This window comes from Tenacibaculum singaporense (assembly GCF_003867015.1).
In the GTDB taxonomy this organism is placed as follows: Bacteria; Bacteroidota; Bacteroidia; order Flavobacteriales; family Flavobacteriaceae; genus Polaribacter; species Polaribacter singaporensis.
On record NZ_CP032548.1, the window covers coordinates 876,463 to 903,400 of the forward strand.

The window sequence follows — 26,938 nt, forward strand, 5'->3', positions numbered from 1 at the left end:
TTAGCAGCATCCTGAGTTAGGTTCACAAGTAGTTTGTTTTTGTAAGTCAGATAGCTTTACTCTTGGTTTTTCTGTTGGAATTCCGCAGTTATCTTTCGCTAAACAATCTGTTTGTTTTGTAGTTAATAAGAAGTTGGTTCCGTCAAAATCTAATCCGTATTTACCAATAGTACTCCCTTGATACTCTACTTCAATTTCTAAATCAGGAATATTTAATACTTTTTCTGATAACTCAATAATGTGAATTAACTTCTCTGGGTGTAATCTGTGATCATAATCATTGGCATTCCATAATTGAAAGTTTACGACTTCTTCATTTCTAACTGTTCCACCGCAATCGATAAAGTTTTTAGTAACTTTTCCTACTTCTGTTACGTGAAAATGATTCGGAACTAAGCTACCGTCAGGTAATTGAAAAGCAATTGTTTTTAATGCGCTTAAATGTTGTTTGATTTCTGAGAGTTTCATGGTTATAGTATTTATTGTAATATTACGATTAATGTATTCAAATTTTTTTAGCAACAGTTTTGGTTATTTATATCAAGGTTTAAAAAAGAAGAAAGTAAGGTTTTAATCTCTTTCCATGTTGATGGATTGATGCAATAGCAAACGCTAGTTCCTTCAATAGTCCCTTTAATAATACCAACTTTTTTTAATTCTTTTAAATGTTGCGAAATAGTAGGTTGAGCCAAACCGATTTCATTTACTAAATCACCACACACACAAGAATTCAATTTAAATAAGTGTTTTATAATAGCAATACGAGCTGGGTGCCCTAACACTTTCGCAATCGTAGCTAATTGATTTTGCTCTTCAGTAAATATTTCTGATTTGGTTAATCCCATTGATTTATTATTATATTGCAATATTACGATTAATAAATAAAACACCAACTATTTTTAGTGTTATTTTTTATAAAAAGTTTAATACCAGCGTTTTTTCTTTTTTTTAGAAGCTTCTGATTTTCTTCCTTTTTTGTGTTTACTAATAGTGTTGGGTTGTTTTTTCTTCTTCGGTTTGGCTAACGGAAATGGATGGTCTTCTACAATTTTTATAGTTCTATCCATAAATTCTTGAATAGCTTTGATATAGGAAGTTTCATCTGCACTACATAACGAAAAGGCGATTCCAGATTTACCTGCTCTACCAGTTCTTCCAATTCTATGCACATACGTTTCAGGAATGTTAGGTAAGTCAACATTAATTACCGCATCTACTTTACTAACGTCAATTCCACGAGCAGCAACATCGGTAGCAATTAAAATGTTGGCTTTGTTGTTTTTGAAGTCTTCTATGGCTTGGTTACGTAAGTTTTGAGATTTATCACCATGAACACTGGTTGCTTTATAGCCGTTTTTTTGAAGAGTTTTCTCCAATTTGTCAACTCCAAATTTGGTACGACGAAATATAATAATACGTCCTTTTATAGTATTGCGTAATAAGTGCAAACACAAGTCAACCTTATGTTTTTTTGGTGTGTAATACAGTAGTTGACCAATGTTTTTAGAAGTAGTTTCCGTAGGTGAAATGTCTACTTTCTCAGGTTTGTACAACATTGATTTTGCTAAATCGTTCACCTTCTCTGGCATCGTTGCAGAAAATAGTAAGGTTTGTTTTTTACGCGGACACAATTCTTCAATCTTTCTTACATCGTCAATAAAGCCCATGTCTAACATTAAATCAGCTTCATCTAAAACAAAAGTTTTTAGTTGACGAACATCAATACTACCTTGTTTGTGCAAGTCGATAAAACGACCTGGAGTAGCAATTAAAATATCAACACCTTTTACCAGTACATCTTTTTGAGGTTGTGTAGACATACCCCCATATATAACAGTACTTCTTAAGTTAGTGTACTTACTATAGGTTTTAAAATTTTCTTCAATTTGAATGGCAAGTTCTCGGGTAGGGCTTATAATTAAAGCTTTGATCTTTTTGGCTCCTTTTTCAACATCAGCTTCTTTAGAAAGCTCTTGAATAATAGGTAATGCAAAAGCAGCAGTTTTACCAGTACCTGTTTGTGCAGCTACAATCACATCTTTTTTATCGAGTACCAATGGAATTACTTCTTGTTGTACTAAAGTTGGTTTGTGATGCCTTTCTTCCGTAAGCGCTTTTAAGATAGATTTATTGAGTTGTAAGTCTGTAAACTGCATTCAAATATTTTTTTGCAAAGGTAGGTCAAAACAGAGAATGAAAAATTTATTTTGTGGTATTTCAGAGGGCTAAATGAGCATGAACCAGTAGTTAAAAGCACTTTTTACACTTTTTTGACAATTGATTTACACTTTTAACGGAAGCTTGCGATAGTTTTGATGAAAACTTTAAAAATGAATAGTATGAAAACCATTAAAAATAGAATTTTGTTAGTTGGGGCATTGCTAACTATAGTTTTGGTAAGCGGATTTGCTAAAAGTACTTCAACAGTTACACCAAAAGAAATAAAAGAGGTAACCGAAGTTGTAAAAAACAAGACGATTAATATGTTTGTAACACACGGACATTGTAGTACACCGTTTGGAGGAGTTGTAGACGATTTAAAAGTAGATATTCCTGTGCGAATGGATGCTGGAAATCCGTTAGAAAACATGCGAATTTCTTTTGAAGTTGATCCAAACTCATTTAGAGCATGTAGAGGTGATGTGGCTGATTTAACCAAAAGAGTTAAAACTAAAGGAGTGTTTATTAGCGATAACAACGAAAAAATAAGGTTTAGAACTACGAATGTTTTTGTGATGGGAGTAGATTGGTATCAAATTAATGGAGTGATGTCTATTAAAGGAGTGGAAAGAGAAGTGAAGTTTTTTGCAACTGGAATTAGAAATTCATACGAAAGCATGTCTAGCGAATTGGTATTACAAGGTCAAGTAAATTTACTGGATTGGGGTATTGATTATGATAAGCTAGTAAACGGACAATCGTTGGATGTTCCTACCAAATGGTTGTATTTGAATATGAAAATTGATTTGTGTTAATTGAAAAAATAAAAAGCATACAATATTTAAAGAAATGTTGTATGCTTTTTTGTTTAAGTCTTATGTTGACTTTTTTAAAAGAGTAAAATTTCTTGTTAATATCTAATGGTTCTACCGGTTATGTTCTCATCATAATTTTCAATTAAGTCATCAGCTTTATCTTCATTTAATTTTCCGTTTTTATCTAGAACTTTCTTTTTTATTAGCCATAACAAATATTTTTTCCAAGACTTTTTTTGTTTTATCTCCAATGACTTTTTAAAACCTAAAAACTTAATTTGAGTGTAATCGTCATCAAAATAACTAGATGTTTCATTATCATTTCTTTTAAAAAATAGAATTTCATCATCTGAATCTAAAGAATAAAAATGGATTTGATAAACACCAAAATCCTCTCTTTCATATTTTAGAATTTCTTTTCCGTCTAATAATACTTTTCCTTTTTTTAGTTTAATTTTTTGAGCTAATGAGACTTGTGTAAAAGTAAATAATGCAATTAGCCCTAATAAAATTTTTAATTTCATAGTGTTCAATTTTTAATTATTCATATTCATTTTTGTTAGAGCGAATCTATTAAAAATTAAAGCTAAAATCAAAGAAGAAAAAGATATTATTTTGACCTTCTAAAAAAATAGACTGCTCAGAAAATAGTATAGTAATCTGTAAATAATAACATTTTAATTTTTTATTAGTTTCTCTAATTTCTGCTGTGAATTTTTATAACCCAATTCAATAGCCTTTTGGTAGCTTTTAATAGCATCCTCTTTCATGTTGTTAGCTTTATAACCATCACCCAAGGAATCCCAAATATTACCATCTTTAGGATGTAACTGAGTATTTATTTTAAAAACTTCCAGTGCCCAGTCAGTATTTTTATTCAACATCAATAAGATGTTCCCGATAGAGTTTAAAAGTCTAGAGTTTGTAAAATCATCAGCATAATTTTCTTTAAGCAATACAATGAGGTTTTCTGAATCTTCTATTGTATGTTGTCTGATATAGTTTATGGCGTACGAATATACATTGTTCTTAATTGGTTTTGGAGTATAGTTTTTATCTAGAATTATTTTTGCAATTGCATAAGCAACGAATTCTACTTCTGAGCTGTTTGCATTGGTTGCATAGACAACATAGATGTCTTCTTTAGGAAACCAAATAATAGAATGAGCATAGGCTCCATTAGAACCATTATGGGCTATTCTTTTGGTGTTGTTTTTTAAAGTTTTTACCGTCCATCCATATGCATAACTTAACTTTCCGCTAGGGTAATCAGCATGTGGAGCGGTTAGTTTTTTAAATGATTTTTTTGATATGATTTTATTTTTTTTGAGCGCATTGTGCCAAAGTAACATGTCATTTTGAGTAGAATTGATTCCTCCATTTGCTTTTAAATGCCAAGAAATTTCTCCGTCTTTCTGATATTGAATAATGGGTGATTTGCTATCAATAATACCTCTATTATAACTACGAGATAGTTGCGTGATATCCCATTTTGGTAAGAGATATCCTGTTTGTTTCATTCCAGCAGGTTTAAATAGATACTGGTTTAAAAAAGCTTCATAGGTTTGACCAGTAACCAACTCTATAATTCTCCCCAAGATACTATAGCCTACGTTTGAGTAAGAATATTTCTCACCAGGTTTAGCCAATAAATCACTCGCAAAAAGTTTTTCAAAAAATTGCTTTGGTTCGATTTTGTCAAAATCCCTACCAATAGTTTCTGTAAAACCAGCGGTATGTGATAATAATTGGTGAATTGTAATACCTCTTTTATCTATAGGTAAGTTAGGGAAAAACTGGCTTAATGAATCTGTTAATTTTAGTTTGTCCAATTCAGCAAGTTTCAAAATTGCGGTTGCGGTAAATTGCTTTGTGTTAGAGCCGATATCAAAAATTGTGTTTGGATTATTAAGTGTTTGAGTGTTTTTGTTGGCTAATCCATAACCTTTATTGATGATGACTTTCCCTTTTTTAATTACAGAAACAGCTCCTGAAAAGCCATTTTGTGTTCCTTTGGTTAGGTAGTTATCTATTCTTGAATAAAGAGTTGTTGATTGAGCTTTTTTTTGAGCTTGTAAAATAGAACTTGTGAAAATAAGTAATAGAATACTACAGAAATATGTTTTGTTCATTTTTATGTTTTTTGTTGTGCAAAAGTCATAAATGATGCTACTGTATTCATAAAAACTAGCCTGACAATAATGCGTCAACCTCACGACAATAGCCCAAAAACAGTACAATCTCTTTATATGAAGCTAAAGTTGAGCTTAAAGTACAGTTTCTTGTTTTTATCGATAGAGGCGGTGTTTATAATAATTAAAATGATATTTATTAGAATTAGAAAAATCATAACCCAAAGAGAGAAAAGACGAGAAAGAGATAGTGAAAGTTTAAGTGATCCTGCGAGGAAAAAAATTATTGTTGAAGTGATGGTCCATAAAATTTGGAGAGAGATGATTTGTTTGGTAAGAGTATTTTTTTGCTTACCAAAATACATAATAACCAATGGTACTATAATATTTAATAATGGAATAAAGGATACAAATGCTGAAGAAAGATTGATTAGCTTAACTAACGAGTAGTTTATGGCTTCTTTTGGTTTTTCTATATTACTTATGGTAGCTAAATCTACGCCAAGTGCTTTAGAAAGTGCTTTTGCAGTATATCCTTTTGGTTCTTGACCTGCTTCTATTCGTTGAATTGTTCTAATGGAAACCCCAGACTTCTCAGCAAGTTCTTCCTGAGTAAGATGTTTTTGGGTTCTTAGAAATTTAACATTCATGAATTTTTTGTTTGTATTGGTTGAATAATGGTGTAAGTTCAACGTTAGCGAAGTTAGTTTAAATTAGAGCAAGAATCAACCTAAAAAATAGATTGTTCAGAAAGGGTGGTAAACTCTTCTAAAAAGCGCATACCTCTATACGAATTTCCTTTTTTATTCAATTTAGGGCTCCATACAGCAATCGCATATTGGTTAGGGTGTATGGCAATAATACCACCACCAACACCACTTTTGCCTGCAAGTCCAACTTTGAAAGCAAACTCACCAGATTCGTCGTAAAAACCACAGGTTTGCATCAAAGCATTGATTCTTTTGGATTGGCTTTTGGTTAATATTTGCTCGCCCTGTCTGGTTTGTCCGTTATTGGCTAAGAAGAAAAATAATTCAGAAAGCTGTTCGCAAGTCAATTCCAGCGAACATAAGTCGAAATAGAAATCAAGCACCACTTCAGGGTCGTTGTATATGTTTCCGTAGGACTTAATAAAATTACACAAGGCAACATTTCTGTATCCTACCGATTTTTCAGAGGCTGCAATTTTTGCAGAGTAGTCAATGTCTTTATTTTTAGAAAGGCTCTTGATGAAATTCAATAAATCTTCCTTCGGATTTACTAAACTGCTAATTAAAATATCGGCAATTACAATAGCACCAGCATTGATAAACGGATTTCTAGGAATACCATTGTCTGTTTCCAATTGAACAAGTGAATTGAAACTGTTACCTGAAGGTTCTACGCCCAATCTGTCCCAAATAGATTCACCAAGATGTTTATATGCCAAACAAAGTGATAATACTTTAGCAATACTTTGAATAGAGAATTTTTCTTGAAAGTTTCCCAAACCAAAGTTAGTATTTGCAACAGTTGAAATATGCACTCCAAATTTTTCAGAATTAATCGTAGCTAATTCAGGAATATAGGTAGCTAACTCTCCTACATTTTCAATAGGAGCTATTTTTTGATATACAGTTTCAAGTATTTCTTTGTAATTCATTTTTTCTAAACACTAATATGTGTTAAACGAAATTAATTGAATTCTGTTTGAAAACAAATAAAAAAGCAACCTCATTGAGGTTGCTTTTAACTTATAGTAAATTTCCGTAATCGGAATATTTTATCCTAAGAATGGGTAACGATAATCTACAGGAGAAACAAAAGTTTCTTTAATTAAACGAGGAGATACCCAACGTAATAAGTTTTGAGCAGATCCTGCTTTATCGTTCGTTCCTGAAGCTCTTGCTCCACCAAATGGTTGTTGTCCTACTACAGCACCTGTTGGCTTATCGTTTACATAGAAGTTACCAGCACAGTTTTCTAAAGCTTTAGTAGCTTCAGCAACTGCATAACGATCTGTTGAGAATACAGCACCAGTTAATGCGTACTCAGAAGTTCCGTCAACTAATTGTAAAGTATCAGCCCAATCAGCATCTTCGTAAACATAAATAGTTACTACAGGGCCGAATAATTCAGTTTCCATAGTAGTGTATTTAGGGTTTGTAGTTAAGATAACAGTTGGCTCAATAAAGTATCCTTTTGATTTATCGTAGTTACCACCAGCAATAATTTCTGCATCAGCATCAGCTTTTGCTTGGTCAATATACTTTGCTAACTTATCAAATGAACCTTCGTGAATTACGGCAGTAATAAAGTTGCTCATGTCTTCTGGAGAACCCATTTTAAAAGAAGCGATATCTTCTTTTACATAGTTTAAGGTTTCTTCAGCTAACGATTTTGGTAAGTATACTCTTGAAGCCGCAGAACATTTTTGACCTTGGAATTCAAAAGCACCACGAGAAATACCTGTAGCTACTTGTTTTGGGTTTGCAGAAGGATGTGCAATGATAAAATCTTTACCACCAGTTTCTCCTACAATTCTTGGGTATGTTTTGTAAGTGTGAATGTTTTCACCAATCTTTTTCCATAATTCCTTAAATACATAAGTAGAACCTGTAAAGTGGATTCCAGCAAAATCAGGAGAAGATAAAACTACATCAGTAATTTCAACAGGATCACCATAAATTACGTTGATAACACCGTCTGGTACACCAGCTTCTTTAAATACATCTACAATTACTTTTGCAGAGAAAATTTGGCTATCTGATGGTTTCCATACCACAACGTTCCCCATCATTGCAGCTGATGCAGGTAAGTTTGCAGCAATTGCAGTAAAGTTAAATGGAGTAATTGCGTATACAAATCCTTCTAACGGACGGTACTCAACACGGTTCCAAATTCCGTCGTCAGAGTTTGGTTGCTCGTTGTAAATTTCAGACATATATTCTACGTTAAAACGTAAAAAGTCAATTAACTCACAAGCAGCATCAATCTCAGCTTGGTGAACTGTTTTAGATTGCGCAATCATTGTTGCAGCATTAATCTTTGCACGGTAAGGACCAGCAATTAACTCAGCAGCACGTAAAAAGATAGCAGCTCTTTGTTCCCATGGCATTTGCGCCCACTCAGTACGAGCTTCTAAAGCATTAGCAATCGCTTTTTCAGCATGAGATCTATCTCCAATATGATATTGCCCTACCACGTGTTGGTGATCGTGAGGAGGAGTCATATTACGAGTATTTCCTGTTCTAACTTCTTCGTTACCAATGTACATTGGTACATCAACAGATCCGTTAAAATATTCTTTGTATTGTTTTGAAACAGCTTCGCGCTCTGTAGATCCAGGAGCATATCCTTTTACTGGTTCGTTAATGGCAGTTGGTACGTGAAAAAATCCTTTTCCCATTTGTATGTTGTTTGTTGAATTAAATTTCTTTCTTTGTTATTGAAAAAGCCCAATAATGAACTTTCTTAAATGACAAAGTTACGGTTATTTTAGGAATATTTAAATGGACATAAGGCTGGAATTATATAAAAGGAAAACAATATGTGTACGGTAACTTATTTACCCTTAGGGAATAAAAATTTTATATTAACTTCAAATAGAGATGAAGACCCGAAACGAAAAACGATTGCACCAAAAACATATGTTGAAGACGGGATAAAATTAACCTATCCGAAAGATGAATTGGCAGGAGGTACATGGATAGGGTTAAGTGAAAAAAACAGATTAATTTGCTTGTTAAATGGGGGCTTTACAAAACATGAAAGAGCAGAGTCATACCGAATGAGTAGAGGAGTTATTGTAAAACAACTATTAAAGGTTGAAGACCCTGTTGAAATAATTAATCATTTTGATTTTGAAGGAATTGAGCCTTTTACCATCGTATTAGTTGATTGGGCTTCGGAATTAAAAGCGTATGAGTTGGTTTGGGATGTAAAAGGGAAACATTTTCAAGAGCTAGATAAAACTCCTAAAATCTGGTCATCATCTACACTATATACTGATGAAATGAAACAGCTAAGAAAAGAGTGGTTTGCAGATTGGTTATCGGAAAATAAAGAGTTTCATCAATCGGATATTGTTAACTTTCATCAGGATGAAACAAGAGGTAGTAAAGAAATATCATTAAAAATGAAGCGTCATAATGTAGAAACTGTTAGTGTAACTTCAGTAATAAAAAATGAAAAACAACTTAGCATGAGTTACTACGATTTACATTCAAATATTAACAAAATAGAGGCAGAAATCATTCGCTTGTAATAAAAGCTATTTAATATCTTTGCAAAAAAGTTTTTATGAATAAAAGATTACTGCTACTATTTTCTGTAATTTCTATTTTCTTATTCACAAGTTGTTTCGAGTTCGTTGAAGAGGTAACTTTTAATAAAGACGGTTCTGGAAGTGCTGTTTTAACTATTAATCTAAGTAAAAGTAAAACAAAGTTAGCCTCTATAATGTTGCTCGATAGTATAAATGGCTACAAAGTACCATCAAAAGTAACCATAAGAAAAAAAGTACAAGAAATTGTTTCTAAAATTAAAGGAACAAAAGGAGTTCATAACGTAAAAAACACGTTAGATTTTAATGAGTTTATTGTTACGGTTTCGTGTGATTTTGATAATGTGGAGGCTTTAAATAAGGTAATAGCTAATTTTAGCTCAAAGAAACACATAGAAGCTATCAAAAAAAATAAACATTTTACCTTTAATGAAAAAAGTAAAACATTTACACGCAGTCATCATTTTGATTTAGGAAAAGAGTTTAGAAAAACAAAAAATCAAGATCGTAAAGTGTTTGAAACTGCAACTTATACTAGCGTTTATAGGTTTGAAACACCGATAAAATCAACAGAGAATAATCAAGCAAGAATATCAAAAAGCAAAAAAGCTATTATGCTGCATCTACAAGCACAAGACATTATAGCAAACAAGCAAACAATCAAAAATAAAATACAATTAGAGAATTAAATTTAGAATGAAAAAAATTATTGCTACACTATTTTTATTAAGCACACTTACAGCGATTCAGGCTCAGAAATTAGAGTCTAAAATACCTAACAATGTAGATGTGTTAGTTTCTGCAAACGCAGAAAATTTATTTAAGTTAATAAAAGTATCAGATATAGATGAAAGTGCTATTGGAAAAGAGATTTTAAAGGATGTTAATAGAAGAAGAGAAGAAGATAAAGTGTCTTCAGTTGCTAATGCAGGTATAGATATTAAATCGAATGCTTATTATTTCTTTACTAAGACAGATAGTATTTCATATCATAACTTTTATGTGGAGTTGAAAGATAGAGAGTTGTTTGAATCAATGTTAAGTAAGCGAAATAAGAAGAAGATAAGAAGAATGGAAGGCTACAACATTATTGAAGGGCGTAGCGATATTAGAATTTGGAATGACGATTATCTTTTGTTAGTGCATGGAGATGTTTCTAGAGGTTATTTCTCAACTCACAAAGAACGTTTGGATAAACTAAAGGAGGAAAAAGAGTACGGTTATTCATTTAGAAAAAGAATAGGTAAAGGTTGGACAAAAAAGTATGTGTTAGACCTATTTAATAAGAATGTTATCAGTTCTATTGCTTCTAATGCAAAGTATCAAAAGAGTAAAAAGAAAAATGCATCAGCAACGCTTTGGGTTCGTAATTATGGTATGTTAATGACAGATTTATTTAAATCTTTTGGTAGCTCTTTGTATCCTTTGTATGCTGAAGGAGGAAATCAAAACATTTATGGAGTTGAAGAAGTAACTGCTAATTTATTTTTTGATAAAAGCGATGCAAGAATTTTATTAGATATGTCGGTTAGCCCAGATATGAAGAAGTCTTTTAAAAAGATTTATAATAAAAGAATGAGCCGTAATTTAGTAAATAGTTTTGATCACGATAAAGCATTAGCATTTTGGAGTATTTCTATAGATACTGAAGAAACATTAAAGCAATATCCTGAATTATTGAACAAGATGTACGGAGGTATTTTGCCTAAGTTTCAAGAAGAAATGGAAATTGTAGGAGATTTATTTTCTTTAGTTATAGATGAAGAAGCTGTTGGAAGATTAATTACAGGTGATGCTCTTTTAGTGTTGAATGATTTTTCTAAAGAAGAAGTAGAATATACTACTTACAAGTACGATGAAGATTATAAGCGTAAAGAAGTAACGAAAACTAAGGAAGAATTCGTTCCTGATTTTACGTTAATGATTGGTTCTAAAGAGGAAGACTTATTGAATAAATTTTTCAAGTTAGGAGAAAAGCATAAAGCAGTTGAGATTAAAAATAACGTAGTAAAGTTTAAAACAAAAAAGTCTGATATACCATTTAATCTATATTCTGTAGTTAAAAATGATGTATTGTACTTAACAACCTCAGAAACGAATGCGTTAAGTATTGCTAGAGGAAATAATAACTTTAATACTAAAAAGCACAGTAAATTAGTTAGAGATAACTCAACAGTGTTTTATGTTGATGTAAATGCGGTTTTAAATAAGATTCCTAATGAATGGATGAGCAAATCTGAAAAGGAAGCAATGCGATTCTCTACAGATAATTTAAACGACGGAGTCTTTAGAGTGTCTAGAATGAAAGGAAATACCATTTCTTCTGAATTAAAAATCTCTACACAAGGAACAGAAGAAAATACCTTAAAATTATTGTTAGAATTTATCAATGCAGTAGCGAAGTAAGCTAAATGATAAAAAGAATAGCATATATACTTATAATAGTATGCTGTATTATAGTTACGGTTGGGTTTTTTAGATATAATCCAACCGTAATTTATGCAAAAAAAGTACCAACTTCAGCTGAAACTATAGTCTATCTCAATCTTCGAGAAATAGAGTATAACATACTTCTTAGTTTTTTAAAGCACCCATTTTCTCAGTTAGACTTTAAGAAGTCTTCAGCTTCAAAAGAAGAAAAGAAAACAACGTTGTTGGATGAGGTAGAAGTGCCTGCTAGTTTGTTTTTATATACCAATACACGAGAGTTTAAAGACTTTTTTATTAGTAGTCCAATATCTGTAAAGCAAAATTTTATAGAAGCTTTAAAAGAAGAAAAGTTTACGGCGAAAAATGTTAGTAAAACTACAGTTTATAGTAAAGGAATAATAAGTTGTGTAGTAAAAGATAACTTTTTGCAAGTGTTATTAAAAAAAGATAAAGAGGCACAAGTATCATCCGAGTTATTATTGGCATTAAATCATAAAAGTTATTTTTCTGAAAGCGATTTAATTTTTGATAAAATAAAGAAGAGTGAAGCGCCTTTGACTGTAAGCACTTTAAAAGGAGATTTTTTTGAGTTCGTTGTTGATGGAGGGAGTTTAAGAATTCAAGGCGAATTGAATAAGAAAAAGAACTTGTTTAAGCCTTTTAAAGCAACATCAGTAGGTAGTTCGATAATAAGTGTGTCAGGAAAGCTAAATACCGAAATAGTGGCTAATGAATTAGATAAAAATCTAAAGAAAAAGTTCAAAAAACTTACAACATTGTCATTAGATTCGGTTATTAATAGATGGAACGGAGTAGTTGAGGGGAATCTTACTTCTTTTATAGAGAAATCAGATACCATTGTAACTTATGAGTATGATGATGATTTTAATAAGATAGAAAAAAAGGAAATTCAGAATACAATTACCCCTGAGGTAACTTTAGAGTTGCAAGGAGAAGATTTATGTAACTATCTAAAAGAAAAGGAAGTGATAAAGAGGGTTGAGAATGAAGATTTATTAACATTAATGCCTTTGTTTACTACTTATAGCTTTTGTGAAGAAAACGGCTTAAAATTTGCTTCCGTAAAGAGGAAAAAGTTAGCCAAAGAAACCGATGGAAGTAATAAGTTTTATCTCCTGTTTAATGTTGCTGACTATCAACAAAAAGACAGGGGTATTTATTCTTTTAAAAGCGAATACCTGGATAAAGTAAATACAATACAACTGTTGGTAACTAATAACAATCAGTTAAAAGGAACTGTAGAGTTAAAAGACACTTCAAAAAACTTTTTCTTACAACTATTAAATTAATATAAAGCAAAGGCAGCAAACGAGATAGCAATAGATCCTAGCATTGCTAGTATAAAAAACATAGTGTTAGCTAGTGTGTACTTTATAAATGTCTTAAAATACCCCTGATTGTAAAATCTTTTCATGGCTATAAATAAATAAATCATGAAGAGTAGTAAGAAAACAGGCAGGAAGCTGCTAGAGTGTTTAAAAAAGTCTATAATATAAAAAATAGAAAACAGCAGAAAGAGTACGGTTTGTACATGAAATACAAAAACAAGATGTTCTACATATGTATACCTCCTTCTAAGGTAAATAAACTTTAAAAATAAAGTGAATATAGGTAGAAGTATAAATAGTGCGATAGAAGCATACGATAGTATTTGACGGAAAAACTTTTTTGTTTCATCTTTGTTTAAAAAGACTGAGTTAAAAACTTTTGCACGTGAATACCAAAAGCGATTGCTGAAATTTTTCTCCAATTTCAGGCTGTCCAAAGCAGCGTCAATTGGTACTTTAGGATGCGTCTTTTGAAATTTCATAAATTTTACGAGCCCGAAAGAATCATTAGAGTTAGCTTTGATTAGTTTTTGTTCAGAATTATATGAAGCTGATGTGGAATCAAGTTTGGTAAGTGTCTTTTTAGCTTCTATAGAGTCTTGTTCTTCAAGTTGTTTGAAAACTACATCTTGAATAGAGTCAAGATCTACTTCAATAGCATCGCTATTGTCATTGTTTAAATTAATTTGAGAATTAATACTCGAAGATTTACCAATTCTTAATTCTTCAAATTTCTTATAGTTATCAGTTAAACTTATAATTAAAAAAAAGATAATAGAAGTAGCTAAATAAAACCGAAACGGATTGGTATATCTTACTCTTTTGCCTTCGATGTAGTCTTTTGAAACTTTACCAGGGTTTATTAATAAAGGGATAAGTGTTCGCCAAAATTTAGTGTCTAAGGAAAAGAAACCAGCAAAAAGCTCACGAAGAAAAACGCTTAGAGTAATTTTTTTTCCTCTATTTTTTTGCCCACATTCAGGGCAAAATTTTTCATTATTAGTAAAAGGATGTCCACAGTTTAAACAGTTAGCATCTCTTACAACTGGAACTTTATTTTTTTTAATCATTAGTTTAAAATAGCAGTAGTGGTTAGTTGAAAAGTAGGAATAATTACTAAAAATTCTTCAAGTGTTTCTATGTTAATCATTTTATAGTTTCCACCCATAGCGCCTATGGTAGAGAGTAAAAAACAATTAGATCTGTAATTATAAATATCGTTAGGTTTTAAAGTTGGTGTTTCTCCAACAACACCTTCGCCTTCTACATATTCAGTGTTGTTAAGAGCATCAAAAATAACCCAAAAACGCTCTAGTAGCTTTACGGTGTCTTTCGATTTATTTTCTATAGAAATATAATAACTAAAAGCATAGTACTGTCGATGTCCTCTGTATACAGAGCCTCTAAAAGATGTTTTTACAGAGATTTTAATGCCTTTTGTTACTTGTTGAAACATATGATAAAGATAGTTCTTTTTCAGTTTTTAGTCAATGTTTCTATGTATACCTTACCTGTTTTGATTAAAAAAAACATAACCTACACCAATTACTCTGTCATAAATTTCACCAAAAGGCTTATAGTAAACAATTACAGTGTACTCATTTTCGGTTTGGTAAAAAGAACCGTCAATTTCATGTAGGTCAATGCTTTTGTTGCTGTCTAAAGTAACATAACTGTAGTTATAAAAGCCTTGCTTAAAAGGAAGTGTAGCTTTGTAAATTCTCTGAGAGGAATCGTAAATCATTTTGTTTTCTTCAGACAGTTCGTAATTGTTAAATGCACCATACACATAAACATCTTTGTTATCGTAAGGTTCAAAAACTTCTAAAGAAAAATGAACTAAAGAATAATCAGCTTCGGTATTATCTCTATCGTCAAGAACATCGCGTTCTGTGGTTCTTACAACAAATTGTCCATTGATGTCAGGGTTGTAAGTGTATGTTTTATCAGTACGAGGCTCGTCAGTGTAAAGATAGCTGTGGTATAAGTCTTTGCGTTCTACTCTAGCAACATTTAAACTAGAGTTTCGTATAAATTTTGTGTCAAAATTTAAAAACTCGTTTCCACCCCAAAAATTAGTTTTTATAGTGTGATTGTATAATAATTGCTGAGGTTTAATAAATATAGGTTGGAGATTGGTAATAGCAGTATTCCAATTATGGTTTTGAAATAATGCAACATTAATTTCTTGTGACGGCGTATTGATTTGTAACCCCGGGTGATTAACAGAAAATTGAACGGTTTGTTGTTGGTTGGTTGTTGCTGCGTTTCTACTTCTAAAAGCAGCAACACCAACAGTAGTAATATCTTCGTAAAACACACAGCGTCTGGTAAAAACAACTTCGTAGTTTTCGTCTATAACAGAAATTAGATAATTACCACTTTTGGTGATAATTGTATTTTGATTTGGGATTTCTACAGAGTAGTGTGTGTAAGGTTGAAGTGTGTTAAAAGAATTGTTGAAATTGATAATCTCGTTTTGTTCAAAACCCTCAATATATTGGTTGCTTGTCATTGAGCTAGGCTTCCAGTCATGAGTCATGTGCTCAATTTTATATTGGTACTGTTTACTGTCAGCGTCTAAATCGTCAAAAGACAATTTTAAAACATCACCTAAACGAGTAATTGGAGCATAAAAATTGGGGTTATTTTTAGGTCGTAATTGTATAGTCTTTATGTTTTGAGCAAAGGTCGAAACAACTAATAAAAAGGCAATTAAGGATAGTTCTTTTTTTATCATGATGTAACAAAAGTATCAAAATATAAGCCAAAGACAAGGTTTTTATTTAGAATAAATATAAATAATAAGGTTTCGTAAAGATAAAAATGTTTTTGTTCTGCAAAGGGATTCAAAATTTTTAAATTTGCGTGTTTTTTAAGAAAATCAAATTAATCAGTTCCTATGTCAAAAGACATCCGTATTAAGAAAGGCTTGGATATCAAGCTAGTTGGCGAGGCAGAACAGGTAACTACCGAACTTCAATTAGGTAGTGTGTTTGCAGTAAAGCCAGATGATTTTCACGGCGTTATTCCTAAAATTTTAGCAAAAGAAGGTACAGAAGTAAAAGCAGGTGAAGCACTTTTTTATTCAAAAAGTGATGAGCGTATTTTATTCCCTAGTCCTGTTAGTGGTAAAGTTACAGAAATCGTTCGTGGAGCACGAAGAAAAGTTTTAGCAATTAAAATCACTGCTGATGCACAGCAGGAATACAAAGATTTTGGTAAGAAAGATGTAGACGCAATGTCTGGGGAAGAGGTGAAAAACCACTTGTTTGCTTCAGGTTGTTGGCCGTTTGTAAAACAACGTCCGTACGACGTGGTTGCAAACCCTAATCAAGCACCAAAAGCAATTTTTGTATCAGCCTATGCAAGTGCACCTTTAGCAGCCGATTATGATTATGCGTTAAAAGGCAAAGAAGCAGAATTACAAGCAGCTTTAACAGCGTTAACAAAATTAACAGCAGGTAAAGTACATGTTTCTGTAGCTAAAAACTCAACACTATCACCGTTTAAAGATGTGAAAGGAGTTGAGCTACATAAAGTTTCAGGGCCACACCCAGTAGGGAATGTAAGTACTCAAATAGCACAAATTGATCCTATTAACAAAGGAGAAGTTGTGTGGGTAGTTACACCTCAAGACTTAGTGGTAATAGGAGAGTTGTTATTAACTGGAAAGTTTAATGTTACTCGTACAATTGCATTAGCAGGATCTAAGTTTAACAAACCACAGTACGTAACTGCAAAAGCAGGAGCGCAAATTGCTGATGTTGTTAAAGGAAATTTAGACGCTAATAATGCTCGTGTAATTAGTGGAAATGTTTTAAGTGGTTTAGAAGTTAAAGAAGATGGTTTCTTAGGATACTACGATAACTTAATTACAGCTATCCCAGAAGGAGATGACTATGAATTATTTGGGTGGAATAAGCCAGTTTTTAATAAAATATCTACTTCTAGAGCATTAACTTTTTCTTGGTTAAACCCAAAGAAAAAATATGACTTAGATACGAATACTAACGGAGAGCATAGAGCATTTGTAGTAACAGGTTCTTATGAAGAAATTTTTCCGTTAGATATCTATCCGATGCAATTATTAAAAGCTTGTATGTATAAAGATCTTGACGAAATGGAAGGATTAGGAGCTTACGAAATTGCACCAGAAGATTTTGCGTTAACAGAATTTATTTGTGTGTCGAAACAACCTCACCAAAAAATAATTCGTGAAGGATTAGATTTAATGAGAGAAGAATTAGGATAAGATATGGGCTTAAAACAAAACTTACATAATTTAAAAAAGAAGTATGAAGGAACTAAAATAGCTCCGCTATTTAATGGTTTTCATACATTTTTATATATGCCGAATGAGACTACTCATGGAGGAACTCATATTAAGTCGGCAGATGATCTTAAACGTACAATGAATACAGTAATCATGGCATTAGTTCCATGTTTAATATTTGGTATGTTTAATGCAGGATATCAGCATAATCTTCAAATAGAAGCCGTTTCAAACGCAACTGGTTTCTTTTCTGGAGAATTTTGGAATATGGATAACTTACTAATCGGTTTAGTTAAAATATTACCATTAGTAATTGTATCGTATGTTGTTGGTTTAGCAATAGAATTTATTTTTTGTATAATCAAAGGACATGAGATAGAAGAAGGATACTTAGTAACAGGAATGTTAGTTCCGTTAATCGTACCTGTAGATTTACCATTGTGGATGTTAGCAGTAGCGGTAGCATTTGGAGTAGTAATTGGTAAAGAAGTATTTGGAGGAACTGGGATGAATATCTTAAACCCAGCCTTAACAATTCGTGCATTCTTATTCTTCGCATATCCAACATGGATGTCTGGAGATAAAGTATGGGTTCAAGGAGCTGTAGAAGCTGCTGGAACAGCTGATGCTATTTCAGGAGAAACAATCTTAGGAAGTTTAGCACAGTCACAACCATTAAACTATTCAGTTTCTGATATGTTCTTTGGGTTTATTCCAGGTTCAGTAGGAGAAACATCAACATTATTAATTTTATTAGGAGCTTTATTCTTGATCTTTACAAAGATTGGAAGCTGGAGAATTATGTTATCTTCAGTAATCGGAGCTTTAGTAATGGGATTCATCTTTAACCAAGTAGTTGATATGGGATGGGTTGGTGAAACAAGTAAGTTTTACGGATTAATGAGTTTAGATTTTTGGAAACATTTATTAATTGGAGGTTTCGCATTTGGTGCAGTATACATGGCAACTGATCCAGTAACAGCATCACAAACTAACAAAGGAAAGTGGATTTATGGTTTCTTAATCGGATTTATCTCGATTATGATTCGTGTATTCAACCCAGCATATCCAGAAGGAGTAATGTTAGCGATTTTATTAATGAACGTATTTGCTCCAACAATTGATCATTACGTAGTTCAAGGTAATGTTAAGAGAAGATTAAAACGTTTAAAAGCTAAAACTGCCTAATTATGAGTAAGAAGACAGATAGTAATGTATATACGGTAGTATTCGCAATAGGAATGGTACTAGTAGTGGGTGCGTTGTTAGCTTTTACAGCGTCATCACTTCGCCCAACAATCGACGCTAACAAGCGTATCGAGAAGCAGCAAAACATTTTGTATGCAATGGGTGTAAACGAAAACGATGAAACAAGTGTAGAGTTTGTTTCAAAAGATAAAGTAGCAGACGAGTTTGCTAAATACATTAAAAAACAATTAGTAATTGAAGGAGATAACGTTTCTGAAGACGCTAAAGCGTATTTAATTGATGTAAAAAAGCAACAAACAGCAGCTAAAGAAGGAAAAACAAGAAAATTACCATTATTTGTAGGTGAAAAGGAAGGAAAAACTTTCTATATCGCTCCAATTAGAGGTAAGGGTCTTTGGGATGCTATTTGGGGATATGTTGCAATGGATAAAAACATGGTAGTTCAAGGAGTTTTCTTCGATCACAAAGGAGAAACACCAGGTTTAGGGGCTAACATTAAGCAACGTTACTTTATGGACGATTTTATTGGAGAAGATTTAATGAGCAACGGTTCTTTTAAAGGAATTGCAGTATCTAAATCTAATAACGATCCAAAGAATGAAGATAAAAATGATAACGAGGTAGATGCAATTGCAGGAGCAACTATTACTGGTGACGGGGTAGCTGCAATGCTTAAATCAGAATTAGCATTATACGTACCTTACTTTAAAACATTAAAATAATTATGGGACTTTTATCAAAAAAAGACGCAGCATTAATTACTGATCCATTAGCAGATAATAACCCAATTACAATTCAGGTATTAGGTATTTGTTCTGCACTAGCAATTACAGCAGAGTTAAAAGCTTCTATTGTAATGTCTATATCGGTATTATTTGTATTAGGAGTAGGGAATGTAGTAATCTCGTTAATGAGAAATATTATTCCATCAAAAATTAGAATTATTGTACAGTTAATCGTAGTAGCAACCTTAGTAATTATTGTAGACCAAGTGCTAAAAGCGTTTGCGTACGATTTAAGTAAAACCTTATCGGTATTTATTGGGTTAATTATTACCAACTGTATTATTATGGGACGTTTTGAGGCATTTGCTTTAGGTAACGGACCATGGAGATCATTTTTAGATGGAATAGGAAATGCTTTAGGATATGCAGTAATCTTAATTATTGTAGGATTCTTTAGAGAGTTATTCGGTTCAGGTACTTTATTAGGATTTAAAGTGTTAGGTGATCCTATCGAGAAAACAGGATTGTATGCTTTAGGATACGAAAACAACGGATTTATGTTATTATCACCAATGGCATTAATCGTTGTAGGTATTATTATTTGGGTACAACGTACAAGAAATAAAGCATTAGTAGAAGATTAAAATAGTAATGAGACGTTAGATATGAGAATTGAGATGCTATCAATAAACTCAATACTAACTACTCAATACTAAATACTATAAAAATATGGAACATATAGAATTATTTTTCAAATCGATATTTATAGATAACATGGTATTTGCTACCTTCTTAGGAATGTGTTCATACCTTGCTGTATCTAAAAAAGTATCAACAGCCGTAGGTTTAGGAGCTGCTGTAATCTTTGTATTAGCAGTAACAGTACCAGTAAACTGGTTGTTAGATCAATACTTATTACAACCTGGAGCTTTAAAGTGGTTAGGAGAAGAATATGTAGATTATGACTTAAGTTTCTTGTCGTTTATCATGTTTATTGCAACAATTGCAACCATGGTACAATTAGTAGAAATTATAGTTGAAAAATTTGCGCCAGCATTATATAACTCTTTAGGTATTTTCTTACCATTAATTGCAGTAAACTGTGCAATTTTAGGAGGGTCTTTATTTATGCAATCTCGTGAAATTCCAACATTAGGTTTATCATTTACGTATGGTATTGGTTCAGGAATCGGGTGGTTTTTAGCAATTTTAGCAATTGCTGCTATTCGTGAAAAAATCAGATACTCATCAGTGCCACCAGCATTAAGAGGATTAGGAATTACATTCATTATTACAGGTTTAATGGCTATCGGGTTTATGAGCTTCGGTGGAATGTTAACAGGAGGTGATGATGCAGGTAAAAAAGAAGAAACTGCTGAAGTTAAGGTTGATAAGAAAGAAGTTGAAGAAAAGGTAGTAGAGGAAACTGAAAAGACTGAAGAGAAGGCAGAAGAATTAGCTAATAACACTAAAGAAATTACAGAATAATGGTATTTTTAGAAGTAAGCACAGGAGGAACAGTTGCTATTACAGTATTAGCGTTTTTAGCGGTAATCTTAGTTTTGGTAGCTTTATTATTATTTGTTAAGCAAAAATTGGCACCATCTGGACCTGTAAAAATTACAATCAATGGTGAAAAAACAATAGAAGTAGCATCAGGAGGAACTTTATTATCTACCTTAGGTAATGAAAAAATCTTTTTACCATCAGCTTGTGGTGGTGGTGGTTCTTGTGTACAATGTGAGTGTCATGTAAATTCAGGTGGAGGAGAAGCTTTACCTACAGAAACACCACACTTTACACGTAAAGAATTACAACACGGTATCCGTTTAGCATGTCAGGTAAAAGTAAAGCAAGATATGGATATCTCTATTCCAGAAGAAATTTTCGGAATTAAGAAATGGGAAGCAACTGTTGTAAGAAATTATAACGTAGCAACCTTTATTAAGGAGTTTGTAGTTGAGATTCCAGAAGAAATGGATTATAAAGCAGGTGGGTATATTCAAATTGAAATACCACCATGTGAAGTAAAATATGCTGATATGGATATTTCTGCACATCCACAAGATCATCCAGGTGAACCAGATAAATTTGAGGCTGATTGGGATAAATTTAACCTAAGGCCATTAGTAATGAAGAATGAGGAAACTGTAGAGAGAGCATACTCTATGGCTTCTTATCCAGCAGAAGGAAGAGAAATCATGTTAAATGTTCGTGTAGCAACACCTCCTTTCGACCGTGCTAAAGGCGGATGGATGGATGTAAATCCAGGGGTGGCATCTTCGTATATTTTTAATCAAAAGCCAGGAGATAAAGTAACTATTTCTGGACCTTATGGTGAATTCTTTATCAATGATTCAGATGCAGAGATGTTATATGTAGGTGGTGGAGCTGGTATGGCACCAATGCGTTCACATATTTATCATTTATTTAGAACTTTAAAGACTGGTAGAAAAGTAACATACTGGTACGGAGGTCGTTCTAAAGCAGAATTATTCTACATTCACTACTTTAGAGCGTTAGAAAAAGACTTTCCAAACTTTAAATTCTACTTGGCATTATCTGAGCCATTAGAAGAAGATAACTGGAAGGTTAAAAAAGATATTAATGATGAAAGCGGAGATGGTTTTGTTGGGTTTATTCATCAAGTTGTAATAGACCAATATTTATCTAAGCATGAAAGTCCTGAGGATTTAGAATTATATTTCTGTGGACCACCATTAATGAACAAAGCAGTACAAAAAATGGGTGAAGATTTTGGTCTAGATGACGAAAACATTCGTTTTGACGACTTTGGAGGATAGACACATAGTGTTTAATACATCATATTATAAAACCGATACAAATAATTTGTATCGGTTTTTTTGTGCTTAAAAAAATACCATTCATAATTAATTTTCAACTGTTTATAAACTTTTAACTTTCAGTTAAACTTAATAAGCTTATTTTGTAGAACTACTACTTACAATAAATTAAAAACCAAACAAATCAATGAATTGTCCAAATTGTAAATCTACATTTATAAGAAGAAAAAGAAGAAGTTTATTTCAAAAGATAGTATTCTTTAATAAGAGAAGATTTAAATGTCATGAATGCAAAACAACGTTTTTAGCAAAATAATGCTATTCATAAATTACATCGAACTTATAAACTGGGTTGTCGCTCTCATATTCAAAAACTCTAGCATAATCCATAACGTTAGCTATTCCTTCGAGTTCACATAGTTGTGAAACTACAGCGTATAAACCATTAAATAATCTTTCTTTATCGGTCGGATTTTGAGGTTTTGGATTATAATGACATAAAGGAACAGTAAAACCGCATGCTTCTAAAAACACCCTTTCAATCAGTAGTAATTCAAGCGGAGTGTAACCATTAAATTTTCTACCTAAATTTTGATGAACCCTACCCACATAGCTTAGTTGCAATGAGCCATGACCATTCGTGAGATGTTTCCAACTATCTCGATTGTCTAATATATTTCCAACCGCACATGCTGAGCAACATTCAGGATTCAATTCATCGTTGTGAAAAGCATTATAAAGCTTTATAAGTGCTTGTTCTAATCGTTTAGGTATTTCCATAATCAAAAAGGATTTACTCCCTTAAATATACAAAATATTGGTTGTACCTTTGCATCAAATTATTGTTAATGACGACTTTTCAAGATTTAGACTTATCAAATCCACTAAGAAATTCAATTGAAGAATTAGGTTTCGTAAATCCAACACCTATTCAAGAACAAGCATTTCCTGTAATTCGTTCAGGAAAAGATGTGGTGGGGATTGCACAAACAGGTACAGGTAAAACTTTTGGGTACTTACTGCCTATATTACGTGATTTAAAGTTTTCAAAACAACAACACCCAAGGGTGATGATAATAGTACCTACACGAGAATTAGTGGTTCAGGTGGTAGAAGAGATAGAAAAGCTAGCTAAATACATCACTTTACGAACTGTAGGTGTATATGGTGGAGTTAATTTAAATCGCCATAAAGAAGCAGTAATGCAAGGAGCTGACATTATTGTTGCCACACCAGGACGTTTGTACGATTTAGCGTTAAGTAACGTATTAAAATTAAAGTCCATTCAAAAATTAGTCATTGATGAAGTAGATGTAATGCTTGATTTGGGTTTTCGTTTTCAGTTGTTAAACATCTTTGATTTATTACCTCAAAGACGTCAAAACATCATGTTTTCAGCAACGATGACGGAGGATGTTGAAGCATTAATTGATGATTTTTTTATTGCTCCACATAAAATAGCAATTGCAGTAAGTGGAACACCGTTAGATAACATTCAGCAAATAAGCTATGATGTTCCTAATTTTTATACAAAAGTCAACTTATTAAACTATTTATTATTTGATAAATCAGAGTTTAGTAAAGTGTTGGTGTTTGCACCTAATAAAAGAAATGCAGACAGACTATTTGATTGTGTAGCCGAAGAATATCCATCACAAGCCTGTGTAATTCATTCAAATAAAACACAAAACTACCGTTTGCGCTCTATAGAACAATTCAACAAAGGAGAAAAACGAATCTTAATAGCTACCGATGTAATTGCACGTGGATTAGATTTAGAGGAAGTTACGCATGTAATAAACTTTAATGTACCACATTTTCCTGAAAACTACATGCACAGAATAGGACGTACTGGTCGTGCAGAAAGAGAGGGAAAAGCAATTTTATTCGCTACGGAAAAAGAGCAGGAAGCAAAACAAAGAATTGAGGAATTGATGGATTACACAATTCCAAAGGAAGAAATTCCAGAACAAGTTGAAATAACCAAGCAATTAACGGAAGAAGAGCGTCCGAAAGAAGAAAGAGAAGTAAATAAAAACAGAACTTCTCAAGAATACATTCCAGGTCCCGCTTTTCACGAGAAAAAGGAAAAGAATAAAAAAACAAACCAAGGAGGTTCTTATAGAAGAGAGCTTGCCAAGAAGTACAAAAAGCCAAAAACAAGAGGAGATAAAAATTATAACAAACGCAATAAGAAACGTAAATAATGCAAGAACTTACTAAGCAAGAACTTCACAATTTAGGAATGAATATTGTGGGTAAAAAACTGCAAGAAATGGGGTATGAATTTGTTGCAGTAAATAGCGAGTTGAAAAAGCATCCACAATTTGTGTTGTTTAAAAAAGGAGAGTCTACCATTTTTGTATTAGTAAAAACTACGAACAACATACAGTCTCCACAAGAATATGATGTATTGTGGATGGAAACTTTTAAAAAACACGCAGAAAAACAAAATGCAAAGGTTTGGTATGCTGGCATAGGTATAGCAAATGCAGAAAGTGTAGATTTACCTGTGTTTAAAGACAAGCCCTATTATGTTGCTTTTGATGATTTTGTAAAAATCTTATAAAACCTTTTTACTAATTTTTGGTGCTAATCTCCTTTTTTAACTGAAGGAAAAATAGTGGTTTTGTAGATTGGAAAGGGTATAAACACTATTGAATACTAGGTAGTTGTATGTTAATTTTACCTCAGGGAAATTAATAAAATATCTAAAAAAATGAAAAGACAACTACTAACCAAAAAAGGAAAAAAATTAATGAAAACTATTATGGCATTTTTATCAGATTTAGGTAATGGTGCTAGTTATGCAATTAATAATTAAGGTTTAAATAGTTAGAATTTAAAAAACACTCGTTTTATGATGTAAACGAGTGTTTTTTTATACATAAATAGTAAATTTACAGTGTGGAGAATCTGTTAAATGAAATAAAAAACTGTAAGATTTGTGAGAAACATATAGAGCCTAATCCTGTAGTTCTTGCTAGTAAAAAATCCAAAATCATTATTGTAGGTCAAGCCCCTGGAGCCAAAGTACATCAATCTGGGATTCCTTGGGATGATGCTAGTGGAAAACAGCTTAGGAAATGGTTGGATGTTACTGATGAGGAGTTTTATGATACCAATAACTTTGGAATAATACCTATGGGTTTTTGTTATCCAGGAAAAGGAAAAACAGGAGATTTACCACCAAGAAAAGAATGCGCTCCACAGTGGCATCAACCTTTATTAAAAGAAATATCAGAAGTTAAGCTGATTATTTTAATAGGAATGTATGCTCAAAACTATTATTTGAAAAAGAAAGCAAAACGAACACTCACCGAAACAGTAAATGCTTTTGAAGAGTACTTGCCTCAGTATTTTGTATTACCCCATCCATCACCAAGAAATCGATTTTGGTTGACCAAAAACCCATGGTTTGAAAAAGAAGTTTTACCTATGTTAAAAAACACGGTGAAAAAGCTGATATAGTGATTTTAATACTAAAAGAAAGTTAAATACATGCATTGATAAATTTGTACTTTTGCAATGTATGATAGAAACAAGAGAAGCCATATCAGAAAAAGCGGTTTTAATAGGTATTATAACCCAGCATCAAGACGAAAAGAAATCAGAAGAATATCTTGATGAGCTAGAGTTTTTAACACTTACAGCTGGAGGATTTGCTGTTAAGAGATTTGTTCAAAAATTAGATAAACCCCATCCAAAAACTTTTATTGGAACAGGTAAATTAGAAGATGTAAAAGCTTATATAGATTCCAATGATATTGGAACAGCTATTTTTGATGATGAGTTATCGCCTGCGCAACTTAGAAATGTTGAACGTTTTTTAGATTGTAAAATTTTAGATAGAACCAACTTAATACTTGATATTTTTGCAAGTAGAGCACAAACAAGCTCAGCAAAAGCTCAAGTAGAATTAGCACAATACCAATATTTATTACCTCGATTAACCAGAATGTGGACACACCTTGATAAACAAAAAGGGGGTATTGGTATGCGTGGTCCTGGAGAAACAGAAATAGAAACTGACCGTCGTATTATTCGAGATAAAATTTCGTTGCTAAAAAAGAAATTAGTAACTATTGACAAGCAAATGTCCATACAACGAAAAAATCGTGGGAAAATGGTACGTGTTGCTTTGGTAGGATATACCAATGTTGGTAAATCTACCTTGATGAATGTTGTTAGTAAAAGTGAGGTTTTTGCAGAGAATAAACTGTTTGCAACATTAGACACTACAGTTAGAAAGGTAGTAATAAAAAATATTCCTTTTTTAATGACAGACACCGTTGGGTTCATTAGAAAATTACCAACACAATTAGTAGAGTCGTTCAAGTCTACTTTAGATGAAGTTCGTGAAGCAGATTTATTATTACATGTCGTAGATATTTCACATCCAAACTTTGAAGATCATATAGCTTCTGTAAATAAAATTTTAGATGAAATAGATAGTAAAGATAAGCCAACAGTTATGGTATTTAATAAAATAGACGCTTATACTCACGAAACTATTGATGAAGATGATTTAATAACAGAAAAAACAAAAGAACATTACACGTTAGAAGATTGGAAAAGAACATGGATGAATGATTTGGAAACAGAAAGTATTTTTATTTCAGCATTGAATAAAGATAACTTAGAAAACTTTAAAGATAAAGTGTATGAAGAAGTAAAAAAAATACACATTCAGCGCTTTCCATATAATGATTTTTTATATCAAGAATATTAGTTTTTTACAGTAAAAAAACACAACCATAACTTAAAAAGAACT

27 protein-coding genes are annotated in these 26,938 nt (G+C 32.2%); 15 read left to right on the forward strand and 12 right to left on the reverse strand.

Going from position 1 to position 26,938, the window contains the following annotated elements; all coding sequences use genetic code 11:
- From D6T69_RS04055 to D6T69_RS04065, 3 genes are all read right to left on the reverse strand, one after another.
- Entirely contained in the window at nt 1–468 is a 468-nt protein-coding gene (locus D6T69_RS04055) for a DUF6428 family protein (protein ID WP_125066570.1), read from the reverse strand.
- 47 nt (nt 469–515) lie between these two features.
- A complete protein-coding gene (locus D6T69_RS04060; RefSeq protein ID WP_125066571.1) occupies nt 516–845 on the reverse strand; it encodes an ArsR/SmtB family transcription factor in 330 nt (109 codons plus the stop codon).
- A gap of 78 nt (nt 846–923) precedes the next feature.
- On the reverse strand, nt 924–2,156 hold the full coding sequence (locus tag D6T69_RS04065; RefSeq protein WP_125066572.1) for a DEAD/DEAH box helicase: 1,233 nt from the start codon (nt 2,154–2,156) through the stop codon (nt 924–926).
- Nucleotides 2,157–2,339: 183 nt separating this feature from the next.
- Here D6T69_RS04065 and D6T69_RS04070 point away from each other — a divergent pair, with 183 nt between their 5' ends.
- Complete coding sequence (locus tag D6T69_RS04070; RefSeq protein ID WP_164506682.1) at nt 2,340–2,975, forward strand: YceI family protein; 636 nt, start codon at nt 2,340–2,342, stop codon at nt 2,973–2,975.
- Between the two features lie 95 nt (nt 2,976–3,070).
- On the opposite strand, the gene D6T69_RS04075 is transcribed toward D6T69_RS04070, so the two are convergent.
- From D6T69_RS04075 to pruA, 5 genes are all read right to left on the reverse strand, one after another.
- Nucleotides 3,071–3,499 carry a hypothetical protein gene (locus D6T69_RS04075; protein ID WP_125066574.1) on the reverse strand — a complete coding sequence of 143 codons (429 nt, stop codon included), beginning with the start codon at nt 3,497–3,499 and terminating at the stop codon, nt 3,071–3,073.
- Nucleotides 3,500–3,652: 153 nt separating this feature from the next.
- Nucleotides 3,653–5,107: a serine hydrolase domain-containing protein gene (locus D6T69_RS04080; RefSeq protein WP_125066575.1), complete on the reverse strand. Its 1,455-nt coding sequence runs from the start codon at nt 5,105–5,107 to the stop codon at nt 3,653–3,655.
- Nucleotides 5,108–5,220: 113 nt separating this feature from the next.
- Entirely contained in the window at nt 5,221–5,757 is a 537-nt protein-coding gene (locus tag D6T69_RS04085; protein ID WP_125066576.1) for a helix-turn-helix domain-containing protein, read from the reverse strand.
- Nucleotides 5,758–5,837: 80 nt separating this feature from the next.
- The gene (locus tag D6T69_RS04090) at nt 5,838–6,749 is read right to left on the reverse strand and encodes a glutaminase (protein ID WP_125066577.1); all 912 of its coding nucleotides are present in this window, start codon (nt 6,747–6,749) and stop codon (nt 5,838–5,840) included.
- 120 nt (nt 6,750–6,869) lie between these two features.
- Nucleotides 6,870–8,495, reverse strand: a complete 1,626-nt coding sequence (pruA, locus tag D6T69_RS04095) for an L-glutamate gamma-semialdehyde dehydrogenase (protein ID WP_125066578.1) — start codon at nt 8,493–8,495, stop codon at nt 6,870–6,872.
- Nucleotides 8,496–8,636: 141 nt separating this feature from the next.
- On the opposite strand from pruA, the gene D6T69_RS04100 reads away from it, so the two are divergent.
- The 4 genes from D6T69_RS04100 to D6T69_RS04115 are packed head-to-tail and all read left to right on the forward strand — an operon-like array spanning nt 8,637 to nt 13,111.
- On the forward strand, nt 8,637–9,353 hold the full coding sequence (locus D6T69_RS04100; protein ID WP_125066579.1) for an NRDE family protein: 717 nt from the start codon (nt 8,637–8,639) through the stop codon (nt 9,351–9,353).
- 35 nt (nt 9,354–9,388) lie between these two features.
- Nucleotides 9,389–10,060 (forward strand): hypothetical protein, encoded by a 672-nt coding sequence (locus D6T69_RS04105; protein WP_125066580.1) that lies wholly within the window; start codon nt 9,389–9,391, stop codon nt 10,058–10,060.
- 7 nt (nt 10,061–10,067) lie between these two features.
- Nucleotides 10,068–11,777, forward strand: coding sequence for a hypothetical protein (locus D6T69_RS04110; protein WP_125066581.1), 1,710 nt, complete (start codon nt 10,068–10,070; stop codon nt 11,775–11,777).
- A gap of 5 nt (nt 11,778–11,782) precedes the next feature.
- Nucleotides 11,783–13,111: a hypothetical protein gene (locus D6T69_RS04115; protein ID WP_125066582.1), complete on the forward strand. Its 1,329-nt coding sequence runs from the start codon at nt 11,783–11,785 to the stop codon at nt 13,109–13,111.
- Here the strand turns inward: D6T69_RS04115 and D6T69_RS04120 are convergent.
- From D6T69_RS04120 to D6T69_RS04130, 3 genes are read right to left on the reverse strand one after another with little or no spacing between them, the layout of a single operon-like run.
- Nucleotides 13,108–14,220, reverse strand: a complete 1,113-nt coding sequence (locus tag D6T69_RS04120) for a DUF3667 domain-containing protein (protein ID WP_125066583.1) — start codon at nt 14,218–14,220, stop codon at nt 13,108–13,110. The genes D6T69_RS04115 and D6T69_RS04120 overlap by 4 nt on opposite strands.
- Nucleotides 14,220–14,606: a Co2+/Mg2+ efflux protein ApaG gene (gene apaG / locus D6T69_RS04125; RefSeq protein WP_125066584.1), complete on the reverse strand. Its 387-nt coding sequence runs from the start codon at nt 14,604–14,606 to the stop codon at nt 14,220–14,222. Before apaG ends, D6T69_RS04120 begins: the two co-directional genes overlap by 1 nt.
- Nucleotides 14,607–14,657: 51 nt before the next feature.
- Nucleotides 14,658–15,890 carry a type IX secretion system plug protein gene (locus D6T69_RS04130; protein WP_125066585.1) on the reverse strand — a complete coding sequence of 411 codons (1,233 nt, stop codon included), beginning with the start codon at nt 15,888–15,890 and terminating at the stop codon, nt 14,658–14,660.
- Between the two features lie 162 nt (nt 15,891–16,052).
- Between D6T69_RS04130 and D6T69_RS04135 the strand changes: the two genes are divergently transcribed.
- From D6T69_RS04135 to nqrF, 6 genes are all read left to right on the forward strand, one after another.
- Nucleotides 16,053–17,405: a Na(+)-translocating NADH-quinone reductase subunit A gene (locus tag D6T69_RS04135; protein WP_125066586.1), complete on the forward strand. Its 1,353-nt coding sequence runs from the start codon at nt 16,053–16,055 to the stop codon at nt 17,403–17,405.
- Nucleotides 17,406–17,408: 3 nt separating this feature from the next.
- Nucleotides 17,409–18,614 (forward strand): NADH:ubiquinone reductase (Na(+)-transporting) subunit B, encoded by a 1,206-nt coding sequence (locus D6T69_RS04140; RefSeq protein WP_125066587.1) that lies wholly within the window; start codon nt 17,409–17,411, stop codon nt 18,612–18,614.
- A 2-nt stretch (nt 18,615–18,616) separates the two neighbouring features.
- Nucleotides 18,617–19,357, forward strand: coding sequence for a Na(+)-translocating NADH-quinone reductase subunit C (locus tag D6T69_RS04145; RefSeq protein WP_125066588.1), 741 nt, complete (start codon nt 18,617–18,619; stop codon nt 19,355–19,357).
- Between the two features lie 2 nt (nt 19,358–19,359).
- Nucleotides 19,360–20,004, forward strand: a complete 645-nt coding sequence (locus D6T69_RS04150; protein ID WP_099215191.1) for an NADH:ubiquinone reductase (Na(+)-transporting) subunit D — start codon at nt 19,360–19,362, stop codon at nt 20,002–20,004.
- Between the two features lie 85 nt (nt 20,005–20,089).
- Entirely contained in the window at nt 20,090–20,848 is a 759-nt protein-coding gene (gene nqrE, locus D6T69_RS04155; protein ID WP_125066589.1) for an NADH:ubiquinone reductase (Na(+)-transporting) subunit E, read from the forward strand.
- Nucleotides 20,848–22,164: an NADH:ubiquinone reductase (Na(+)-transporting) subunit F gene (nqrF, locus tag D6T69_RS04160; RefSeq protein ID WP_047788331.1), complete on the forward strand. Its 1,317-nt coding sequence runs from the start codon at nt 20,848–20,850 to the stop codon at nt 22,162–22,164. The genes nqrE and nqrF overlap by 1 nt, the downstream gene beginning before the upstream one ends.
- Before the next feature lie 318 nt (nt 22,165–22,482).
- Here nqrF and D6T69_RS04165 read toward each other — a convergent pair whose 3' ends face one another.
- Nucleotides 22,483–22,944: a Na(+)-translocating NADH-quinone reductase subunit F gene (locus tag D6T69_RS04165; protein WP_125066590.1), complete on the reverse strand. Its 462-nt coding sequence runs from the start codon at nt 22,942–22,944 to the stop codon at nt 22,483–22,485.
- 68 nt (nt 22,945–23,012) lie between these two features.
- Here D6T69_RS04165 and D6T69_RS04170 point away from each other — a divergent pair, with 68 nt between their 5' ends.
- The 4 genes from D6T69_RS04170 (at nt 23,013) to hflX (ending at nt 26,896) form a co-directional block, all read left to right on the forward strand.
- Nucleotides 23,013–24,371, forward strand: coding sequence for a DEAD/DEAH box helicase (locus D6T69_RS04170; RefSeq protein ID WP_125066591.1), 1,359 nt, complete (start codon nt 23,013–23,015; stop codon nt 24,369–24,371).
- Nucleotides 24,371–24,733 carry a Na(+)-translocating NADH-quinone reductase subunit F gene (locus D6T69_RS04175; protein ID WP_125066592.1) on the forward strand — a complete coding sequence of 121 codons (363 nt, stop codon included), beginning with the start codon at nt 24,371–24,373 and terminating at the stop codon, nt 24,731–24,733. The genes D6T69_RS04170 and D6T69_RS04175 overlap by 1 nt, the downstream gene beginning before the upstream one ends.
- Nucleotides 24,734–25,071: 338 nt before the next feature.
- Nucleotides 25,072–25,635 carry a uracil-DNA glycosylase family protein gene (locus D6T69_RS04180; protein ID WP_369919222.1) on the forward strand — a complete coding sequence of 188 codons (564 nt, stop codon included), beginning with the start codon at nt 25,072–25,074 and terminating at the stop codon, nt 25,633–25,635.
- 61 nt (nt 25,636–25,696) lie between these two features.
- On the forward strand, nt 25,697–26,896 hold the full coding sequence (hflX, locus tag D6T69_RS04185) for a GTPase HflX (protein ID WP_125066594.1): 1,200 nt from the start codon (nt 25,697–25,699) through the stop codon (nt 26,894–26,896).
- Nucleotides 26,897–26,938 lie beyond the last annotated feature (42 nt).

What these genes read in the sequence shown, in the direction of transcription:
- D6T69_RS04130 (WP_125066585.1), bottom strand. Translation starts at nt 15,890, where the DNA reads ATGATAAAAAAAGAACTATCCTTAATTGCCTTTTTATTAGTTGTTTCG.
- D6T69_RS04090 (WP_125066577.1), bottom strand. Translation starts at nt 6,749, where the DNA reads ATGAATTACAAAGAAATACTTGAAACTGTATATCAAAAAATAGCTCCT.
- D6T69_RS04150 (WP_099215191.1), top strand. Translation starts at nt 19,360, where the DNA reads ATGGGACTTTTATCAAAAAAAGACGCAGCATTAATTACTGATCCATTA.
- nqrF (WP_047788331.1), top strand. Translation starts at nt 20,848, where the DNA reads ATGGTATTTTTAGAAGTAAGCACAGGAGGAACAGTTGCTATTACAGTA.
- D6T69_RS04115 (WP_125066582.1), top strand. Translation starts at nt 11,783, where the DNA reads ATGATAAAAAGAATAGCATATATACTTATAATAGTATGCTGTATTATA.
- D6T69_RS04085 (WP_125066576.1), bottom strand. Translation starts at nt 5,757, where the DNA reads ATGAATGTTAAATTTCTAAGAACCCAAAAACATCTTACTCAGGAAGAA.
- D6T69_RS04105 (WP_125066580.1), top strand. Translation starts at nt 9,389, where the DNA reads ATGAATAAAAGATTACTGCTACTATTTTCTGTAATTTCTATTTTCTTA.
- pruA (WP_125066578.1), bottom strand. Translation starts at nt 8,495, where the DNA reads ATGGGAAAAGGATTTTTTCACGTACCAACTGCCATTAACGAACCAGTA.
- D6T69_RS04055 (WP_125066570.1), bottom strand. Translation starts at nt 468, where the DNA reads ATGAAACTCTCAGAAATCAAACAACATTTAAGCGCATTAAAAACAATT.
- D6T69_RS04110 (WP_125066581.1), top strand. Translation starts at nt 10,068, where the DNA reads ATGAAAAAAATTATTGCTACACTATTTTTATTAAGCACACTTACAGCG.
- D6T69_RS04165 (WP_125066590.1), bottom strand. Translation starts at nt 22,944, where the DNA reads ATGGAAATACCTAAACGATTAGAACAAGCACTTATAAAGCTTTATAAT.
- D6T69_RS04170 (WP_125066591.1), top strand. Translation starts at nt 23,013, where the DNA reads ATGACGACTTTTCAAGATTTAGACTTATCAAATCCACTAAGAAATTCA.
- D6T69_RS04140 (WP_125066587.1), top strand. Translation starts at nt 17,409, where the DNA reads ATGGGCTTAAAACAAAACTTACATAATTTAAAAAAGAAGTATGAAGGA.
- D6T69_RS04080 (WP_125066575.1), bottom strand. Translation starts at nt 5,107, where the DNA reads ATGAACAAAACATATTTCTGTAGTATTCTATTACTTATTTTCACAAGT.
- D6T69_RS04145 (WP_125066588.1), top strand. Translation starts at nt 18,617, where the DNA reads ATGAGTAAGAAGACAGATAGTAATGTATATACGGTAGTATTCGCAATA.
- D6T69_RS04120 (WP_125066583.1), bottom strand. Translation starts at nt 14,220, where the DNA reads ATGATTAAAAAAAATAAAGTTCCAGTTGTAAGAGATGCTAACTGTTTA.
- D6T69_RS04100 (WP_125066579.1), top strand. Translation starts at nt 8,637, where the DNA reads ATGTGTACGGTAACTTATTTACCCTTAGGGAATAAAAATTTTATATTA.
- D6T69_RS04135 (WP_125066586.1), top strand. Translation starts at nt 16,053, where the DNA reads ATGTCAAAAGACATCCGTATTAAGAAAGGCTTGGATATCAAGCTAGTT.
- D6T69_RS04075 (WP_125066574.1), bottom strand. Translation starts at nt 3,499, where the DNA reads ATGAAATTAAAAATTTTATTAGGGCTAATTGCATTATTTACTTTTACA.
- D6T69_RS04060 (WP_125066571.1), bottom strand. Translation starts at nt 845, where the DNA reads ATGGGATTAACCAAATCAGAAATATTTACTGAAGAGCAAAATCAATTA.
- D6T69_RS04070 (WP_164506682.1), top strand. Translation starts at nt 2,340, where the DNA reads ATGAAAACCATTAAAAATAGAATTTTGTTAGTTGGGGCATTGCTAACT.
- nqrE (WP_125066589.1), top strand. Translation starts at nt 20,090, where the DNA reads ATGGAACATATAGAATTATTTTTCAAATCGATATTTATAGATAACATG.
- apaG (WP_125066584.1), bottom strand. Translation starts at nt 14,606, where the DNA reads ATGTTTCAACAAGTAACAAAAGGCATTAAAATCTCTGTAAAAACATCT.
- D6T69_RS04175 (WP_125066592.1), top strand. Translation starts at nt 24,371, where the DNA reads ATGCAAGAACTTACTAAGCAAGAACTTCACAATTTAGGAATGAATATT.
- hflX (WP_125066594.1), top strand. Translation starts at nt 25,697, where the DNA reads ATGATAGAAACAAGAGAAGCCATATCAGAAAAAGCGGTTTTAATAGGT.
- D6T69_RS04065 (WP_125066572.1), bottom strand. Translation starts at nt 2,156, where the DNA reads ATGCAGTTTACAGACTTACAACTCAATAAATCTATCTTAAAAGCGCTT.